A 17,553-nucleotide genomic window follows, 5' to 3' on the forward strand; every position below is an offset into this window, starting at 1 on the left:
TAAGCCCCTGCGAGAAGTACCAAAAATAAATCAGGTTTCCTCAGGTGCAAACACCCCTGGAATCAGGCGGGCAGTGGCTCAGGTTTTCCAATCAGCCAGCCCTGCAAATACTGCACGCCGAGGGACAGCAACATATCGCGCTGTTCCGCAGTTTCAACATACTCAGCTACCACGGTTAAATTCCGCGCCCGCGCAAGTTCACAGATAGATTTAACAATCAGGGCATCCATCGGGTTATGCAGAATATCGCGCACGAAATAGCCGTCTATCTTGATGATATCCGCCTGCAAATTTTTTAGTCGTTCATAATTAGCATACCCGGTGCCAAAATCATCAATGGCGATACGAAAGCCTTCATCGCGCAGCAGGGCAATATTACGCAGGCTAACACCGGAATCAGAAAATGCCTGCGCTTCTGTAATTTCAATCACTACACTGCAGGGAGAGACGGAATAGCGTTTAAATAAACTCACGATCTGCTGCGCAATATTATGCTGCATAAGCGTAAGAGGCATTAAATTTACGGAAAAACGCACGGCGTCCCCCGGCTGCGGATGCCGCTTTAGCCAGTCCAAAAGCCGGGTTAAGATTTGCATATCAAAGCGCGCACTTAAGTTAAATTCCGCGACCAGCCCCATGAACCGATCTGGCATGACGAGCTTGCCATCATCATCAATCAGGCGACATAAAATCTCGGCATAGCCCCTGCCCTGGCTGTCCTGAATAGGCTGAGCATAAAGCTGCAATTGCTCTTCATCGATAGCCAGTCTCACTTTATGCAGCATTTGCACCCGCTCTGATGCTTCTTCCAGCACCGATTCCTGCATGAGTGCCAGCCCTAATACCTCATTATCAACGCTCGCCTGTTCTGCAAGCCAGCTCAGTTGCCCCAGAACGCGCTGTAAATCTTCCGGCTCAATCTCACGAACTGTTCCCCACGAGGCACCATATTCAAGGTCCATAGTGACACCGTTCCAGTCGATCTTCTGATTATTAAGCTGATTTACCATATAGGTAAGCCGCGACTGCGGCTCAGGGCCTCTTAAAAAAATGAGTAATTCACTCCCCGGGAACTGGAAAATACTTTCCCCTGCCTGTAGCAGCGGCTGCAGTTGTCGCGTTATCGTGCGTTTACAGTGGATGCGCATAAGCATTCCGTAGTAACGACTCAAAAATTCAAGGTTAGCTAAACGCAGACAACAAAGTGTTCCCTGAGGAAAAAGAATAAGATGGTTTTCCAGAGCGCGCAGATTCGGTAGCTGAGTTAAAGGATCGGTCAGCGCCTGAGCAAAATAAATACGCTGCACCCGCTCGCTTTTTTGATTAATTTTGAGCATGTACAACAGGCAAACGGTAAATGATATAAACACAGACAGAATAAAAGAGAGCGCCAGCCCCGTACTTACGCCATAAAATACATTGCCGCTGAGCATGAGTAATATCCAGGCGGACAATGCCCAAAGCACATGCAGCACGCGTGGCTCAAACTGACGAATCCCCATGGTAAACACGATAAATATAACGGGAATCAGATAACCTGAAACAATAAGGCGATCTGTAGGCCAGCATAAAATTGTTAACAGAGCACCTAATAGCAATAGCCACCCGATAGCATAACAGCGCCGCCCGGCGACAAACGATGGAGCAATGCAATAGCGCCAAAATGTACGCGCAAAGTACGGGTTCAAAATCATACGCAGCGCATAATAAAACAGCCGGGTAAAAATCAACGCGGCGGCCATCATTCCTAAAACATCAACCACGTCAAATAATGAGCCGGTCAAGCCAAAGTAGCGAGATAAAGAAGGAGGGAAATCAGCCAGATGTCCCACAAAAAACATGCTGGCTTTAATCGCGCAGGGAGTAAAAAAACTCAACCAAAATAATCGGATACCAATTCCCGGGCCGGAAAGCGAAAAGCGCCAGCGGCGCCCGAGCATTATGCGAGCAATGCCGCACGAGCCCAGTACCGGAAGCGTAATACTGGCAATAAAGGCGATAAGGGGCCAAAAGGACAGATTAAATAGCCACGAAAAGAAAATGAATTGGGAGACGATAAGCGGTAATACCGCTGAACGGCCAAAAAGCATTAACATGGCCAGCATTACGCTAAGCGGCAGCCAGGCCAGAAAAATATCGCTGCCATCAATTACCGCCTGAGGCGAAATTACACGCGATAAAGGAAGGAGAAGCAAAAATAGCGCCCCGGCAAGCAAAAATTTACTTAATGCCGGTGGAAAAAGAGATTTCATCGGGCTGCATCGCCCCTTATTTTGTAATGGACGTAACCGTTTAAGAAAAAGGATAGCCGATTGTGTAACCTAAGCAAAGTAAGGAGAAATACTCAAATGGCTAAATCAGAAACTGGTTCACCTTCTATAAGACATTAAGACGAAAAAACCCCGCATAAGCGAGGTTTTTCATTTATATGGTGGAGCTAAGCGGGATCGAACCGCTGACCTCCTGCATGCCATGCAGGCGCTCTCCCAGCTGAGCTATAGCCCCTAAAATAGAAACATTTGCTACCCAAACCTTTCTCCAAAGAAAGGTGGTGGAGCTAAGCGGGATCGAACCGCTGACCTCCTGCATGCCATGCAGGCGCTCTCCCAGCTGAGCTATAGCCCCAACGCAAATGTCATGTCGTCCTGACGGGCGGCATGATATGAATTCCCATCTCAGGTGTCAACGCCAAATTTCGCCTCCCCGCCCAACCGCTGAAAAAGCCAGCAGATATCGCAACTTGCGTAAGAACACGGGAGTTAAACTCGTCACAGAATCTTGTAACAGGTTATAGTAAGATGAACTACTAATGAGATTATTTCAGCCAAAGATCATGAAGGAACCTACCGTGTTCAGGGAGAGAATGACGCCAGAAGAACTGGCAGAATTAACGGGATACAGCCGTCAGACCATTAATAAATGGGTCCGTAAAGAGGGTTGGGAAACATCACCGCGTCCCGGTATTCAGGGTGGTAAAGCGCGTTTGATTCACGTTGATGAACGTGTACAAGCCTTTATTTTAAGCACCAAACGTTCAGCAGAAACAAGCGTAGAGTATAAGCCAGGCAGTGCATCGCTGGAAAACCTGATGTTTAATTCACTGAAAGAAATGCAGCCAGCCGAAAGAAAACAACTCATGTCATTATTGCTGCGAGATGGAATCGGTGGGATGTTAAAAAGGCTGGGGATCAGAGAAGATGATTAACCAGCCGACGACGCGATAAAATTACTGTCTATTAACGGCGGCTTACCTGATGTTCAGGATAGCCGCCGTTTGATTTATTGCTGCTCGCGTTCAGCGATAAACGCCAGTGCCTTATTAATACGCTCCAGGCTACGGGTTTTACCAATAGCGTGCACGGTTACATCCAGCCCCGGTGATTGCCCGGCGCCGGTTACCGCAACGCGTAACGGCATCCCAACTTTACCCATCCCAACATCCAGACTATCCGCAGTATCCTGGATAGCCCGATGGATGTTTTCCGCCGTCCAGTCATTCAGTGCGCTCAACCTGTCGCGCACCACTTCCAGCGGCTGACGCGCAGCGGGGCGCAGGTGTTTTTTCGCAGCGTCAGCATCAAACTCCGCAAAATCCTCGTAAAAATAATGGCAGCTTGCCGCCATCTCTTTCAACGTCTTACAACGTTCCCCTAATAGCGTCACTAATTCAGCCAGTGTGGGGCCATTATGCGTGTCGATATTTTCCTGTTCTATATGCCACTGCAGATGAGTGGCCACATATTCCGGCGGTAAATGATTAATATAATGGTGGTTAAGCCATTGAAGTTTTTCAGTATTAAATGCACTCGCTGATTTACTTACCGCATTCAGACTAAATAAATTAATCATTTCATCGCGGCTAAATATCTCCTGATCGCCATGGGACCAGCCTAAGCGCACCAGGTAGTTAAGAAGCGCTTCCGGCAAATATCCTTCATCGCGATACTGCATAACGCTGACGGCGCCGTGACGCTTAGAAAGCTTTTTACCGTCGTCACCGTTAATCATTGACACATGAGCGTACACCGGCACCGGCGCGCCGAGCGCTTTCAGGATGTTAATCTGACGCGGTGTGTTATTGATGTGATCTTCGCCACGCACTACATGCGTAATTTCCATATCCCAGTCATCAACAACCACACAAAAATTATAGGTTGGAGAGCCATCGGTACGGCGAATAATTAAGTCGTCCAGTTCCTGATTACTAAACTCAATCGGACCACGGATCTGATCGTCAAAAATAACCGAACCTTCCTGCGGGTTAGCAAAGCGCACAACGCAGGGTTCATCTTCCGCATGGTGCTGGCAATCATGGCGGCAGCGCCCGTCATAGCGCGGCTTCTCACCGTTCGCCATCTGCTCTTCGCGCAACTTTTCCAGGCGCTCTTTTGAGCAGTAGCATTTATAAGCCGTGCCCGCCGCCAGCATTTCATCAATGACGCCGTTATAGCGATCGAAGCGTTTAGTCTGAAAATAAGGCCCCTCATCCCAGTCCAGCCCCAGCCAGTTCATACCGTCCATAATGGCATCAATGGCCTGCTGCGTTGAACGCTCCAAATCGGTATCTTCAATACGTAATACAAATTCACCGTGGTGATGGCGCGCAAAAAGCCAGGAATAAAGCGCGGTACGCGCGCCGCCAACGTGCAAATAACCGGTCGGGCTGGGAGCAAAGCGGGTTTTAATTTTCATTAAACGGCCTTAAATAGTGTGTAACCAAGTCGGAAACCGACAAGCCTGAAAAAATAAGTAGGCAAATATTCTATCACTGTGAGCCGATTCCTCAATGCGGCTATCAATACGGGTGATCATCACAGACTTCAATGCCCACTCACTTAGAGGTTTATTTAGCCGACACATGAAAATATCTGCTTGCGATGAAGCGGCCTGGCTGCCGCTCCACCGGGCACAGCGTTCCTCCTTAAAAAGCGGGATATTTAAATGCAAACATACCAAGGCAAGCCAAAACGTGTTACCTGCCTGGTTTCAGCACACATGCTTCTATCAACGATCGCAATTATTTTGACCTGGCCCGCCACTCAGCCTTGATACGTTTTGCCTAATTTTACGACGAATAAACAAAAACTTTGGAAAAGGCGTTGACTCATTTGGCGCTATCCCTATAATGCCAGTCCACACAGCGGGGGTGATTAGCTCAGCTGGGAGAGCACCTCCCTTACAAGGAGGGGGTCGGCGGTTCGATCCCGTCATCACCCACCAACAACTTAATGTTGTCTCCGCCGTGTTATCCAATGCTTTGTGTTTTAGTAGTGGCAGTTAAATAAACTTTTGAGCCTGGTAAGCTAAGCTAAGCGAAGAAGTGGTTAAAGTCACTAACGCAGTAAAAACGTGGAATAGCGGATTAGATAAGAAATTGAGAAGTGGGTGATTAGCTCAGCTGGGAGAGCACCTCCCTTACAAGGAGGGGGTCGGCGGTTCGATCCCGTCATCACCCACCACTTTCTCTCCAGCGAATTTCTTATTATGCAGTCTGAAGTGGGTGATTAGCTCAGCCGGGAGAGCACCTCCCTTACAAGGAGGGGGGCGGCGGTTCGATCCCGTCATCACCCACCACTTCGGGTCGTTAGCTCAGTTGGTAGAGCAGTTGACTTTTAATCAATTGGTCGCAGGTTCGAATCCTGCACGACCCACCAATGTAAAAAAGCGCCCTAAAGGCGCTTTTTTGCTATGCGCAGTTTGTAACGATTCGAAACTGCAGCAGGTTCGGGTCGAACGCAGTGAGACTACGGTGCCGCCTGCAGCGCCGGCCCGAAGGGCGAGCACCGCGAGTCATCCTGCACGACCCACCAGTGAAAAAAAACGCCCTAAAAGCGCTTTTTTGCTATGCGCAGTTTGTAACGATCTGAAGCTGCAGCAGGTTCGAGTCGAACGCAGTGAGACTACGGTGCCGCCTGCGGCGCCGGCCCGAAGGGCGAGCGCAGCGAGTCATCCTGCACGCTCCACCAGTGTAAAAAAGCGCCCTAAAAGCGCTTTTTGCTATCCAGCAACGCTTAATACCACACACGCTCGCCATCCGAATAAACACCAGTCAATATACTACGGTGGTTAAGAGATTATTGGGTAACTATGCGCCCTAACCTCTCACATCGTCGCCGGTACAAAATCCGCTTTTCCTCTTCCTGGACGGATTTGATAACGCCTTCAGCCTAATAATTCACCTGTTATCCTATTAAACAAGACGGCTCTTCAATATCCACAGCCAGACGCTCCCGCCGAGCGGTTGAAACTTACCGGTCTAAATTCAGGCAGTTAGCAGGATTAAGGTGCTTAACATTTTTAGTGTGTGATATGGGCAGATGAGGCCCATCCTGTACATCATCCCTTGCAGAAATTGTCATTTAAATAACCCATCTCCCTTGTGTAAGGTGGCTCTTCCCCACCCTTAACGCGCAGTAAGCCAACGGCGCTATTCTTAAGCCCGCCAGAGAGATATTCACCGGCAGTTGCACCGCGTTACCCGATGCGCTTCATAAATAAATACAATAAATTCGTTTCATTTCTTAAACATGCCCCTGCACAATATCGATATGCACTACTTGAGGTAACTGAATGAGACTGCAACGTATTTTTGATCCATTTACCCTGATACTCATTGGTACTGTTCTTCTGGCGTCATTTTTACCCGCAAAGGGGCAGGCCATCGTTTACTTTTCATGGCTGACAAATATCGCTATCGCCGTACTCTTTTTTATGCACGGGGCGAAATTATCCCGCGAAGCAATTCTTGCCGGGGGTAGTCACTGGCGATTACATCTCTGGGTAATGTGCAGCACCTTTATCGTTTTTCCTGTTTTAGGGGTGCTTTTTGCCCGGTGGGCGCCGGTAAATGTGAGTCCGGAAATCTACGCTGGCTTCATTTATCTTTGTATTTTGCCCGCCACGGTACAATCGGCTATCGCCTTCACATCGCTAGCCGGCGGTAACGTCGCTGCCGCAGTGTGTTCCGCCTCCGCCTCTAGTCTGCTGGGCATATTTATCTCCCCGCTGCTGGTTAACCTCTTGATGCACATACACGGTAGCAGCGGCGATAGCCTGCGCCAGGTCGGAAGTATTATGCTACAACTCCTGCTGCCTTTTGTGCTGGGCCACCTCTCGCGCCCGCTCACCGGGCGCTGGATTGAACGCAACAAAAAATGGCTTGGTAAAACGGACCAGACGTCGATTCTCCTTGTGGTTTATACCGCCTTTAGTGAAGCGGTAACGCACGGTATCTGGCATAAGGTCGGTGCCGGCTCACTGCTCTTTATCATAGTGGTCAGCGTTATTCTATTAGCTATCGTCATTGCTATTAATACGTTAATGGCGCGACGTTTGGGCTTTAATAAAGCTGATGAAATTACAATCGTTTTTTGCGGTTCGAAGAAAAGCCTCGCCAATGGCATACCAATGGCAAATATTTTATTTCCGACTTCAGCCGTAGGGATGATTGTGCTACCGCTTATGATTTTTCACCAAATCCAGTTAATGGTTTGCGCCGTCCTCGCTCAGCGTTATAAGCGGCAGCAAGAAAACGGCGATCGGGCGGTATAATTCAGCTAGCGAAGAGTAAAGAAACGCCTGAATTGAAGGCGGCACTGATTTCGTCCCTTACAGATGTAGTAGTAAATTCGTGAAAGAGACTGCCGCCTGCCGGTTAAGGGTTAATTCAACAAAATTAACGCTGAGCCCGATAATCACCACGCCCACCGGGCGTGGTCATCGGCTGGTGATATCAAATCATTGTTGTTTTAAAGGTCGCACTAACTCATCCAGCCCTTCAATCTTTATTGCCAGCGTTAGCGCCATAAGTTCTCCCAGCGCTCCCTTCGGGAACTCCCCTTTGCGCTGAAACCACAGTAGATACTCTTCCGGCAAATCAATGAGCGCCCGCCCCTGATATTTACCAAAAGGCATCGCCGTATTCGCAATACGTACTAACTGAGTTTTATCCATGTTGGTTGTCCAGCAACTGTAACATCTCCTGTTCGGAAAGGACCCGAACGCCAAGTTCCTGGGCCTTAGTCAATTTAGAACCGGCCGCTTCACCAGCGATAACCATATCGGTTTTTTTCGATACGCTGCCGCTGACTTTAGCGCCAAGAGCCACCAGTTTCGCTTTCGCATCATCACGCGACATCAGGCTTAACGTTCCGGTAAGCACCACCGTTTTTCCTGCAAAGGGGCTATCTATCTCATCTACACGTACCACCTGCGGCGCGGGCCAGGTAATACCCACCTTTTGTACCAGGTCACGAATTACGTCGCGATTGCTTTCTTCTTCAAAAAAATTCACTACGTGAGCTGCGACAATTGCCCCTACGTCCGGCACTTGACACAAAGAATCCGCATCCGCCGCCATGAGTGCATCTAATGAACCATAGTGTGCAGCCAGCCCGGCAGCCGTCGCTTCGCCGACCTCACGGATCCCTAACGCATACAGGAAGCGTGCGAAAGTCGTCTGTTTTGATGTTTCTAGCGCATTGACTAAATTTTGCGCCGATTTCGGCCCCATGCGATCGAGCCCGGTTAGCGCACCCGCCGATAGGCGGAAAAGATCTGCCGGTGTGGACACATATTCGCGCTCCACTAATTGGTCGATAATTTTTTCACCCAGCCCGTCAACGTCCATCGCGCGACGTGAAACAAAGTGCTTTAGAGCTTCTTTTCGCTGTGCACCGCAAATCAATCCGCCGGTACAGCGCGCTACGGCTTCGCCCTCTACGCGCTCCACGTCCGATCCACACACCGGGCAGTGTGAAGGAAAAACAATTTCACGCGTTTCTTGCGGACGCGCAGAAAGCACTACGCTCACCACCTGCGGTATCACATCGCCCGCACGTCGAACAACGACGGTGTCACCAATGCGTAAACCAAGCCGCGCAATTTCATCCGCATTATGAAGTGTGGCATTGCTAACCAGCGCGCCGGCAACCTGAACGGGTTCCAGGCGCGCCACGGGCGTTATAGCGCCGGTGCGCCCAACCTGGAACTCGACATCGCGCACCGTTGTCATCTGCTCCTGAGCCGGGAACTTAAAGGCTACAGCCCAGCGCGGCGCGCGGGCAACATAACCAAGCTCTTCCTGTAACGGTAGCGAATCAACCTTAATAACTACGCCGTCGATATCAAAACCCAGCCCAGGACGATCGCGCTCAACCGCCTGGTAGAAATCCAGCACCTCTTGTTCGCCCCGACACAGCTGCACGCGCGAACTTACCGGCAATCCCCAAGTCTTAAAACGCGCCAGCCGTTCGATATGACTATCTGGCAGAGTGCCACCTTCCAATAGCCCAACGCCGTAGCAAAAAAACGTTAACGGTCGCTGTGCGGTTATGCGGGGATCTAACTGGCGTAATGAACCCGCAGCGGCATTGCGGGGATTCGCAAAAACTTTCCCGCCGCGCCGCCGCGCCTCCTCATTAATTTTTTCAAAACCGGCCTGCGGCAAAAATACCTCGCCCCTCACTTCAAGACGCGTGGGGATATTATCTCCCCGTAGCTTAAGCGGTATTGACCGAATAGTACGGACATTACTGGTAATGTTTTCCCCTGTCGTACCATCGCCCCGGGTAGCCGCACGCACCAGAACGCCTTCTTCATAAAGCAAACTTACCGCCAGGCCATCCAGCTTGAGTTCACAGCAAAAAGTGATGTCGTCTGCGGTTTTTAAACGATCGCGAATGCGTTTGTAAAAGGCCCGCCAGCTCTCCTCATCAAATACATTATCCAGTGAAAGCATGGGAATTTCGTGGCGCACTTGAGTAAAAGCGCTCAGCGGCTGCGCCCCTACGCGCTGGGTAGGCGAATCGGGCGTAATTAATTCAGGATGCGCCTCCTCAAGCGTGCGCAACTCGCGCATTAGGCGATCGTATTCCGCATCCGGTACTTCAGGTGTATCCAGTACGTGATACAAATATTCATGATGGCGAAGCGTAGTTCGCAGCTGCGTTAATTTTTCATCAATAGTTTTCATAGCATACCATCTGCGATAAAAAACCCCCGACTGGCGGAGGTTTTGAGAGCGAAACTTGGGTCCTGCAAGTTAAGTTACACGCTCGCGTGTCCTATCACTTCACGAACGATTTCCTGATATTCGCGCAGTTTCTGCGGCGTCATCATACGGCGCTGATCGTCCAGCACCACGCCGCCGACATCATCGGCGATATGCTGCGCAGACTGCAGCATCAACTTAAAGTTTTGCAAGGCATCGCCGTAAGAAGGTACCTGCATAAAAATAGTCACCCCTGGCGTCATAAAATCGTGCATTGTTTCCGGATCGAATGAACCAGGCTTTACCATATTCGCCAGGCTAAATAAAACGGGGCCGCTGCCGTCTGGGCTAAGATGACGATGAAAGATATTCATGTCGCCGAATTTAAATCCAGCCTGTTGGATACTGCTCAACAAAATATCGCCACTGAGCTGAGTCCCGGCATGGGCAGCGACATTCATCACAATCACCGCCTCTTTACGCACAGGCTTTTCCGGCGCCTTTTCTGGCACCGCTGCTATAGTGTCTGGCACTGGAGTTGGCGCCGATGCAGCCGATGAGCTTTCACGCTTTTCGTGGTGCGGTAATTCAGCGTCAGATTGACTAACGCCGGACTGGCCTGCAGCACCCTCTAACGGGGCCGTATGACTTCCTGCATCGTGCGCAACAGGAGCATCCTGAACGACCTTAGCCGACGAATCTGACTGCTGAATCGGTTCGGATTGAGCGATGCGCGGCTCCTGCACCTGAGGACGCGGCGGCGCGACCGGACTCTTATCACGTAAAGTCGATGACTGGCGAGATACCGTTGATGATTCTTCTACTGGCGGCGTAGCCGGAGTGACGCGACGCACGCGCACTTCTCCTACACCTTCTTCAGCGTCATCGCTCAGCCCATCAATGTCATCATCGTATTTTGGCTTAATACGCTTAAGCGGACGATCGCGGAAAATGGCCGAACGTTCCTTACGGCTGGTCCACAGGCCGTGCACAAGTAAGGCAATTATAGCGATCGCGCCAACAATGATTAATATCAGACGCAAATCCTGCATCGTTATATTCTCTGTTGTTCTAACACCTTGCCACCACGGCAAACATTTACTTACTAAGAGTATTGGTCCATCTGCTTAAGTGCAAGTGTAGGCAAGGTTTTCAGAGCATAAAGATCGCATTAAAACGCTTTTTTGCTTCTTTTTCGACCATATCTGAATTGGTTATCCCATTTACACCGGCCTATGATAGGCAAATAGTAAACCGGCTGTTTTATAAGGAGCATCACCTAACATGGTTTCACAGACTGGCAACATCGCACATAGCGGTCTGCACTATTTTTCCCGGGGCTGGGCGCTTATCAAAGAACCAGGCATCCGGCGCTTCGTCATCCTGCCTCTGCTGGTCAATATTTTGCTCCTAGGCGGAGCTTTCTGGTGGTTATTTACCCGCCTCAGCGCCTGGATACCCGCGCTGATGGCTTATGTGCCAGGCTGGCTTCAATGGCTTAACTATTTACTTTGGCCACTGGCGGTAATTTCTGTGTTGCTTATTTTTGGCTATTTCTTTTCCACGCTCGCCAACTGGATAGCGGCACCGTTTAATGGATTGCTGGCCGAGCAGCTTGAAGCGAGGCTTGTCGGATCTGTGCCGCCGGAAACCGGCGTTCTTGAGCTAATAAAAGATATTCCGCGAATAATGAAGCGGGAATGGCAAAAATTTATCTGGTATTTGCCGCGCGCGCTGGGATTACTGATTCTCTATTTTATCCCTGGAATTGGGCAAACGATAGCGCCAGTACTTTGGTTCCTCTTTAGCGCATGGATGCTGGCCATCCAGTACTGTGACTATCCGTTCGATAATCATAAAGTCCCGTTTGCCGAGATGCGCGTCGCTCTGCATCAACGCAAATACACCCACTTGCAGTTTGGCGTGCTGGTTAACCTATTCACGTTAATCCCGGTGATTAACCTAGTCATTATGCCGGTCGCGGTATGCGGCGCTACGGCATTATGGGTGGATTGTTATCGGCAGCATTTACGAAACGGCATTGAAATGCGCTAACTGGCGTCAACGCAAAGCACCTTTGTAAACGCCTCTTCCCGCCAGCTAGCGGAAAGAGGCCCTCACTGAAATGCGTGCAAGGTAAATTAGAGCAAGCAACGGTCAGCAAGTATTCACATTATCGACAATCAACCGCCCTTTGCGCATAAAACGGCTTACGGTAACGCGCAGTCGAAAGCGGGCAAATTTGCTGCATTGCTTCATACTATGACGAGTTATATCGCCCGGGCATATCGTTATGCAAAATCCTTACTTCCGCGGGTATAGTAAGTCAGTATGCTGGAGCAATCCTCAATTTTCATACAGTTAAGGACGGGTTATGAGTAAGATTTATGAAGACAATTCGCTAACCATTGGCCATACGCCGCTGGTGAGACTGAATCGCATCGGCAACGGACGAATTCTGGCTAAAATTGAATCCCGCAACCCGAGCTTTAGCGTAAAATGCCGTATCGGCGCCAATATGATTTGGGATGCAGAAAAACGTGGCCTTCTTAAACCCGGCATGGAACTGGTTGAGCCCACCAGCGGCAATACGGGCATAGCCCTTGCATATGTTGCGGCAGCCAGGGGATATAAGTTAACGCTCACTATGCCGGAAACTATGAGTATTGAACGCCGCAAGCTATTGAAAGCGCTAGGCGCGCACCTGGTGCTAACCGACGGCGCCAGTGGGATGAAAGGCGCAATTAAAAAGGCGGAAGAAATTGTCGCCAGCGCCCCGGAAAAATACCTCCTGCTGCAACAGTTCAGCAACCCCGCAAATCCTGAGATTCATGAAAAAACTACCGGCCCTGAAATCTGGGATGATACCGACGGCGAGGTGGATGTATTTATCGCGGGCGTGGGCACTGGCGGAACGCTAACCGGCGTGTCTCGTTATCTTAAAAATAGTAAAGGTAAAAAATCTCTCATCAGCGTGGCCGTCGAACCCACCGATTCACCGGTAATTGCCCAAGCGCTAGCGGGAAAAGAGCTCAAGCCAGGGCCACATAAAATTCAGGGCATCGGCGCGGGCTTTATCCCTGATAACCTTGACTTAAATCTGGTTGATAAAGTCATCGGCATAACGAATGAAGAAGCGATATCTACCGCACGCCGCTTAATGGAGGAAGAAGGGATTCTGGCGGGAATATCCTCGGGCGCCGCGGTTGCTGCGGCGTTAAAGCTCCAGCAAGATGCGGCTTTCGCGGAAAAGACAATGGTAGTCATCCTTCCCTCATCCGGTGAGCGTTATCTCAGCACGGCGCTATTTGCCGATCTTTTTAGTGAAAAAGAATTGCAACAATAATGCCACACTTCGTTTTTTTGAACAAAAAAGCACCTTCGCCGGTGCTTTTTTGTGGCCTTCATCAAACTTTCACCCTCAGCGTTATTGCTTACACCCTTCCGCTCTGGTATTTAACCTGCTCATTATTTCGATGCGCGAAATTAATCAGGGCGTAATCCTGTAGCTGAATCGTTTTAACGATTTGGTATCAGTGACCATTCCGCTGCATAATGGTTAATGTCGAGCGAAGCGCGAAACATCAGCACGTTTCGCGTCTCTTAGCATCAGGCACCGCGTTACGCTTGTCGCATGTGCTAATTCATACCGGCTAAAGCCATTGCCTCAAGCTAAGCTTTAGTACCGCTAGATTAAACCTATAAAGTTGGGGAAATAGAATGTTCCAGCAAGAAGTTACCATTACTGCGCCAAATGGCCTGCACACTCGCCCTGCCGCCCAGTTCGTAAAAGAAGCTAAAGGCTTTACGTCTGAAATCACCGTAACCTCCAACGGTAAGAGCGCTAGTGCGAAAAGCCTGTTCAAACTGCAAACACTGGGCCTGACTCAGGGTACAGTTGTAACCCTCTCCGCTGAAGGTGAAGATGAACAGCAGGCAGTTGAACATCTGGTCAAACTGATGGCGGAACTCGAATAAATCATATTCGAGGTCGAACATATATCAGTCACAAGTAAGGTAAGGGTTATGATTTCAGGCATTTTAGCATCCCCGGGTATCGCTTTCGGCAAAGCACTGCTGTTGAAAGAAGATGAAATTGTCATCGACCGGAAAAAAATTTCTGCCGACAAGGTCCCGCAGGAAATTGAGCGCTTTATGAACGGGCGCACCAAAGCATCCGCGCAACTTGAAGCTATCAAAGAAAAAGCAGGCGAGACTTTCGGCGAAGAAAAAGAAGCCATCTTTGAAGGGCATATTATGCTACTCGAAGATGAGGAGCTGGAGCAGGAAATCATAGCCCTGATAAAAGATAAACTCATTACGGCTGACGCGGCCGCACATGAGGTTATCGAAGGCCAAGCCACCGCCCTGGAAGAGCTTGACGACGAATATCTGAAAGAACGCGCCGCCGACGTACGCGACATCGGCAAACGCCTGCTGCGCAATATTCTGGGTCTGGCTATTATCGATTTAAGCGCCATTCAGGATGAAGTCATTCTGGTTGCCGCAGACCTCACGCCGTCAGAAACCGCGCAGCTTAACCTGAATAAAGTGCTCGGTTTTATCACCGATCTTGGCGGTCGTACTTCTCATACCTCAATCATGGCGCGCTCTCTCGAATTGCCGGCGATTGTGGGTACTGGCGATGTTACCAAACGCGTTAAGAATGATGATTATCTGATTCTCGACGCCGTGAATAACCAGGTATTTGTTAATCCGAGCAACGACGTTATTGAAGCGCAGCGCGCGCTGCAAAAGCAGGTTGCCGAAGAGAAAAACGAACTGGCAAAACTGAAAGATCTGCCCGCTATCACCCTTGATGGCCATCAGGTTGAAGTTTGCGCCAATATCGGCACCGTGCGCGATATCGCAGGCGCGGAGCGTAACGGCGCTGAAGGTGTAGGTTTATATCGTACAGAATTCCTGTTTATGGACCGCGACGCACTGCCGACAGAAGAAGAGCAGTTTGAAGCCTATAAAGCCGTGGCGGAAGCCTGTGGCGATCAGGCGGTGATCGTTCGTACCATGGACATCGGCGGCGATAAAGAACTGCCGTACATGAACTTCCCGAAAGAAGAAAACCCGTTCCTGGGCTGGCGCGCCATTCGTATCGCAATGGATCGCAAAGAAATCCTGCGCGATCAGCTGCGCGCCATCCTTCGCGCCTCCGCTTTCGGCAAGCTGCGCATCATGTTCCCGATGATCATTTCCGTAGAAGAAGTGCGCTCTCTGAAGCAATCTATTGAAGAGTTCAAAGCAGAACTGCGCCAGGAAGGGAAAGCGTTCGATGAGCAGATTGAAATCGGCGTAATGGTTGAAACACCGGCGGCAGCGACTATTGCACGCCACTTAGCGAAAGAAGTTGACTTCTTTAGCATTGGGACTAACGATCTGACACAGTATACGCTGGCAGTCGACCGTGGTAATGATATGATTTCACATCTTTACCAGCCGATGTCACCGTCGGTCCTGAACTTAATTAAGCAGGTTATTGATGCATCTCATGCTGAAGGTAAGTGGACCGGTATGTGTGGTGAGCTTGCTGGCGATGAACGTGCTACACTTCTGTTGCTGGGAATGGGGCTGGACGAATTCAGCATGAGCGCCATTTCTATTCCACGCATTAAGAAAATTATTCGTAACACGAACTTCGAAGATGCGAAGGTTTTAGCAGAACAGGCGCTGGCTCAGCCGACTACGGACGAGTTAATGGCGCTGGTTAACAAGTTTATTGAAGAAAAAACGATCTGCTAATTCCAGGGATGCGGCCCAAATTACTGCTTAGGAGAGAAGGTTAATGGGGTTATTTAGTAAACTGTTCGGTGACAAAGGTAACAGTGACACCGGAACCATTGAGATTGTCGCGCCGCTGTCTGGCGAAATCGTCAACATCGAAGATGTGCCTGATGTCGTGTTTGCTGAAAAAATCGTGGGTGATGGAATCGCTATCAAACCTACCGGTAACAAAATGGTCGCCCCGGTAGATGGCACCATTGGTAAGATTTTTGAAACCAACCACGCCTTCTCTATCGAATCGGATAGCGGCATTGAGCTTTTTGTACATTTCGGTATTGATACCGTTGAGCTAAAAGGCGAAGGCTTCACACGCATCGCTGAAGAAGGCCAGCGTGTGAAGAAAGGCGATGTTGTGATCGAATTCGATCTGCCGCTACTGGAAGAAAAAGCCAAGTCCACGTTAACACCGGTCGTCATCTCAAATATGGATGAAATCAAAGAGCTTACCAAGCTTTCCGGCAGCGTTACCGTAGGCGAAACGCCGGTTATCCGTATTAAAAAGTAATTTGTTCACGCTCTCTAAAATGGCGCCCTCTGGCGCCATTTTTTATAGCTAAATAAAACCATGCTCCGTGGCACAGGCTATCATCAATACAGACTTTGAGTTATTGCCGTTAGCGCTAAAGGCCACGGGTTACATCGTAAACGCAATATTCCTTCTTCCCCTATTACACCCGCTTAACGGACGCGCTTTCACCTTGTTTTCCCGCGGGCAATACCAGCTCATCAACGCCTAAAGCCAGGGTAAATTGCATCGCCTGATACACGCTGGCCGCCGCTGTCGCAACCGCTGATGTCAATATCTCACCGGATACCAGCCCGCTTACCAACTCGGCGCAAAAGAGATCTCCCGTCCCTTTTAAATCAGTATGCGTGCGTGGATGTGAAACCATTTCCGTCGCATCAGCGGTGACGATAAGTAGCTGTATCTCCTGCGCGGTACTCCCCGCGCTGGTCACCACGACCCATTTTAAAGTTTCCGTAAGCAGGCCGCGTGCGGCGTCAATCGCGCTTTGTACATCCTGGCAGCGCTGGCCGCTTAGTATTTCAAGCTCGAAGATATTAGGTGTAATACCCTGTGCAAGCGGCAATAAAAAGAGACGGTAGGCGTCAGGCAACTCGGGCTGAACATAAATACCGCTATCGGTATCGCCAATTACCGGATCGATAAGAATGATTAGCTCAGGATGCCGCCTGCGGATGTCCTTCAGCCAGTCCGCAAAAATTTGGATCTGCGAGGCACTGCCCATATATCCACTGGTTACTGCTTTAATGCGCCGAAGCGCACCCCGCTCTTCCAGCGCCTGAAGATAACCGCTAAACCACGCATCGGGAATACTTCCCCCGTAAAATGTCTCGTAATGCGGGGTATTGCTAAATAGCACGGTAGGCACGGCAATCACATTTAACCCATGTCGCTGAATAGCAGGAACTGCAATACTGTTGCCTACGCTTCCATAAATCACCTGCGACTGAACGGCGACGATATCTGCCTGCCGCGCCCTGCTCTTTTCATCAAATAATACGCCGTCCACACCTAACTCCTGTTCAGTAACCGTCCCTCATCATACGCCCTTTTCCGCTGTCACGATGGCGGTTTAAAACACATGAGCTTCCGGTCTTAAACGCATCTTTTAACGCCTGATGCAGGCTGATAAAACAGCGCGCCCGCCTGCCTATATTCACCGCGCCGGGCCCGGTAAAGCCCGAACAAAGAGATAAATGACGGATACGGCGGCCGAGGCTCATCGTTATATCCGCAGTGG

General features: G+C 49.9%; 13 protein-coding genes, 6 tRNA genes and 2 other RNA genes. 13 read left to right on the forward strand and 8 right to left on the reverse strand.

What is annotated here, in order from left to right:
- Nucleotides 1-62: 62 nt before the first annotated feature.
- From SFA31_RS17805 to SFA31_RS17815, 3 genes are all read right to left on the reverse strand, one after another.
- Nucleotides 63-2,252: an EAL domain-containing protein gene (locus SFA31_RS17805; protein WP_322839191.1), complete on the reverse strand. Its 2,190-nt coding sequence runs from the start codon at nt 2,250-2,252 to the stop codon at nt 63-65.
- A 177-nt stretch (nt 2,253-2,429) separates the two neighbouring features.
- Nucleotides 2,430-2,505 (reverse strand) — tRNA-Ala (locus tag SFA31_RS17810).
- 44 nt (nt 2,506-2,549) lie between these two features.
- Nucleotides 2,550-2,625 (reverse strand) — tRNA-Ala (locus tag SFA31_RS17815).
- 223 nt (nt 2,626-2,848) lie between these two features.
- Between SFA31_RS17815 and SFA31_RS17820 the strand changes: the two genes are divergently transcribed.
- A complete protein-coding gene (locus SFA31_RS17820; protein WP_322839410.1) occupies nt 2,849-3,205 on the forward strand; it encodes a YfeC-like transcriptional regulator in 357 nt (118 codons plus the stop codon).
- A gap of 74 nt (nt 3,206-3,279) precedes the next feature.
- Here the strand turns inward: SFA31_RS17820 and gltX are convergent, their stop codons facing one another.
- Nucleotides 3,280-4,692, reverse strand: a complete 1,413-nt coding sequence (gltX, locus tag SFA31_RS17825) for a glutamate--tRNA ligase (protein WP_322839192.1) — start codon at nt 4,690-4,692, stop codon at nt 3,280-3,282.
- Between the two features lie 452 nt (nt 4,693-5,144).
- Between gltX and SFA31_RS17830 the strand changes: the two genes are divergently transcribed.
- From SFA31_RS17830 to SFA31_RS17860, 7 genes are all read left to right on the forward strand, one after another.
- Nucleotides 5,145-5,220 (forward strand) — tRNA-Val (locus tag SFA31_RS17830).
- A 163-nt stretch (nt 5,221-5,383) separates the two neighbouring features.
- A tRNA-Val gene (locus SFA31_RS17835) sits at nt 5,384-5,459 on the forward strand.
- A gap of 39 nt (nt 5,460-5,498) precedes the next feature.
- A tRNA-Val gene (locus tag SFA31_RS17840) sits at nt 5,499-5,574 on the forward strand.
- Between the two features lie 4 nt (nt 5,575-5,578).
- Nucleotides 5,579-5,654 (forward strand) — tRNA-Lys (locus tag SFA31_RS17845).
- Between the two features lie 22 nt (nt 5,655-5,676).
- Nucleotides 5,677-5,810, forward strand: a non-coding RNA gene (locus tag SFA31_RS17850) — RtT sRNA.
- Between the two features lie 22 nt (nt 5,811-5,832).
- Nucleotides 5,833-5,966: non-coding RNA, RtT sRNA (locus SFA31_RS17855), on the forward strand.
- A gap of 604 nt (nt 5,967-6,570) precedes the next feature.
- Entirely contained in the window at nt 6,571-7,551 is a 981-nt protein-coding gene (locus SFA31_RS17860) for a bile acid:sodium symporter family protein (RefSeq protein ID WP_322839193.1), read from the forward strand.
- 186 nt (nt 7,552-7,737) lie between these two features.
- On the opposite strand, the gene SFA31_RS17865 is transcribed toward SFA31_RS17860, so the two are convergent.
- The 3 genes from SFA31_RS17865 to zipA all read right to left on the reverse strand — a co-directional run bounded on the left by SFA31_RS17865 (nt 7,738) and on the right by zipA (nt 11,043).
- Complete coding sequence (locus SFA31_RS17865) at nt 7,738-7,953, reverse strand: DUF3820 family protein (protein ID WP_322839194.1); 216 nt, start codon at nt 7,951-7,953, stop codon at nt 7,738-7,740.
- Nucleotides 7,946-9,973, reverse strand: coding sequence for an NAD-dependent DNA ligase LigA (gene ligA / locus SFA31_RS17870; RefSeq protein WP_322839195.1), 2,028 nt, complete (start codon nt 9,971-9,973; stop codon nt 7,946-7,948). Before ligA ends, SFA31_RS17865 begins: the two co-directional genes overlap by 8 nt.
- 74 nt (nt 9,974-10,047) lie before the next feature.
- Nucleotides 10,048-11,043 carry a cell division protein ZipA gene (gene zipA / locus SFA31_RS17875; protein ID WP_322839196.1) on the reverse strand — a complete coding sequence of 332 codons (996 nt, stop codon included), beginning with the start codon at nt 11,041-11,043 and terminating at the stop codon, nt 10,048-10,050.
- Nucleotides 11,044-11,275: 232 nt separating this feature from the next.
- Here zipA and cysZ point away from each other — a divergent pair, with 232 nt between their 5' ends.
- From cysZ to crr, 5 genes are all read left to right on the forward strand, one after another.
- Nucleotides 11,276-12,046: a sulfate transporter CysZ gene (gene cysZ, locus SFA31_RS17880; RefSeq protein WP_322839197.1), complete on the forward strand. Its 771-nt coding sequence runs from the start codon at nt 11,276-11,278 to the stop codon at nt 12,044-12,046.
- Between the two features lie 319 nt (nt 12,047-12,365).
- Nucleotides 12,366-13,337: a cysteine synthase A gene (cysK, locus tag SFA31_RS17885; protein WP_322839198.1), complete on the forward strand. Its 972-nt coding sequence runs from the start codon at nt 12,366-12,368 to the stop codon at nt 13,335-13,337.
- A gap of 374 nt (nt 13,338-13,711) precedes the next feature.
- Nucleotides 13,712-13,969 carry a phosphocarrier protein Hpr gene (gene ptsH / locus SFA31_RS17890; RefSeq protein ID WP_058912663.1) on the forward strand — a complete coding sequence of 86 codons (258 nt, stop codon included), beginning with the start codon at nt 13,712-13,714 and terminating at the stop codon, nt 13,967-13,969.
- 48 nt (nt 13,970-14,017) lie between these two features.
- Nucleotides 14,018-15,745 carry a phosphoenolpyruvate-protein phosphotransferase PtsI gene (gene ptsI, locus SFA31_RS17895; protein ID WP_322839199.1) on the forward strand — a complete coding sequence of 576 codons (1,728 nt, stop codon included), beginning with the start codon at nt 14,018-14,020 and terminating at the stop codon, nt 15,743-15,745.
- A gap of 43 nt (nt 15,746-15,788) precedes the next feature.
- On the forward strand, nt 15,789-16,292 hold the full coding sequence (gene crr / locus SFA31_RS17900; protein ID WP_322839200.1) for a PTS glucose transporter subunit IIA: 504 nt from the start codon (nt 15,789-15,791) through the stop codon (nt 16,290-16,292).
- A gap of 163 nt (nt 16,293-16,455) precedes the next feature.
- Here crr and pdxK read toward each other — a convergent pair whose 3' ends face one another.
- Nucleotides 16,456-17,322, reverse strand: a complete 867-nt coding sequence (gene pdxK / locus SFA31_RS17905) for a pyridoxine/pyridoxal/pyridoxamine kinase (RefSeq protein ID WP_322839201.1) — start codon at nt 17,320-17,322, stop codon at nt 16,456-16,458.
- Nucleotides 17,323-17,553 lie beyond the last annotated feature (231 nt).

The organism is Erwinia sp. HR93 (assembly GCF_034555055.1).
In the GTDB taxonomy this organism is placed as follows: domain Bacteria; phylum Pseudomonadota; class Gammaproteobacteria; order Enterobacterales; family Enterobacteriaceae; genus Apirhabdus; species Apirhabdus apintestini.

Excerpts from the sequence above, each read along its gene's own strand:
- zipA (WP_322839196.1), bottom strand. The coding sequence starts at position 11,043 with ATGCAGGATTTGCGTCTGATATTAATCATTGTTGGCGCGATCGCTATA.
- cysK (WP_322839198.1), top strand. The coding sequence starts at position 12,366 with ATGAGTAAGATTTATGAAGACAATTCGCTAACCATTGGCCATACGCCG.
- SFA31_RS17860 (WP_322839193.1), top strand. The coding sequence starts at position 6,571 with ATGAGACTGCAACGTATTTTTGATCCATTTACCCTGATACTCATTGGT.
- SFA31_RS17805 (WP_322839191.1), bottom strand. The coding sequence starts at position 2,252 with ATGAAATCTCTTTTTCCACCGGCATTAAGTAAATTTTTGCTTGCCGGG.
- crr (WP_322839200.1), top strand. The coding sequence starts at position 15,789 with ATGGGGTTATTTAGTAAACTGTTCGGTGACAAAGGTAACAGTGACACC.
- cysZ (WP_322839197.1), top strand. The coding sequence starts at position 11,276 with ATGGTTTCACAGACTGGCAACATCGCACATAGCGGTCTGCACTATTTT.
- ptsH (WP_058912663.1), top strand. The coding sequence starts at position 13,712 with ATGTTCCAGCAAGAAGTTACCATTACTGCGCCAAATGGCCTGCACACT.
- ligA (WP_322839195.1), bottom strand. The coding sequence starts at position 9,973 with ATGAAAACTATTGATGAAAAATTAACGCAGCTGCGAACTACGCTTCGC.
- ptsI (WP_322839199.1), top strand. The coding sequence starts at position 14,018 with ATGATTTCAGGCATTTTAGCATCCCCGGGTATCGCTTTCGGCAAAGCA.
- SFA31_RS17865 (WP_322839194.1), bottom strand. The coding sequence starts at position 7,953 with ATGGATAAAACTCAGTTAGTACGTATTGCGAATACGGCGATGCCTTTT.
- gltX (WP_322839192.1), bottom strand. The coding sequence starts at position 4,692 with ATGAAAATTAAAACCCGCTTTGCTCCCAGCCCGACCGGTTATTTGCAC.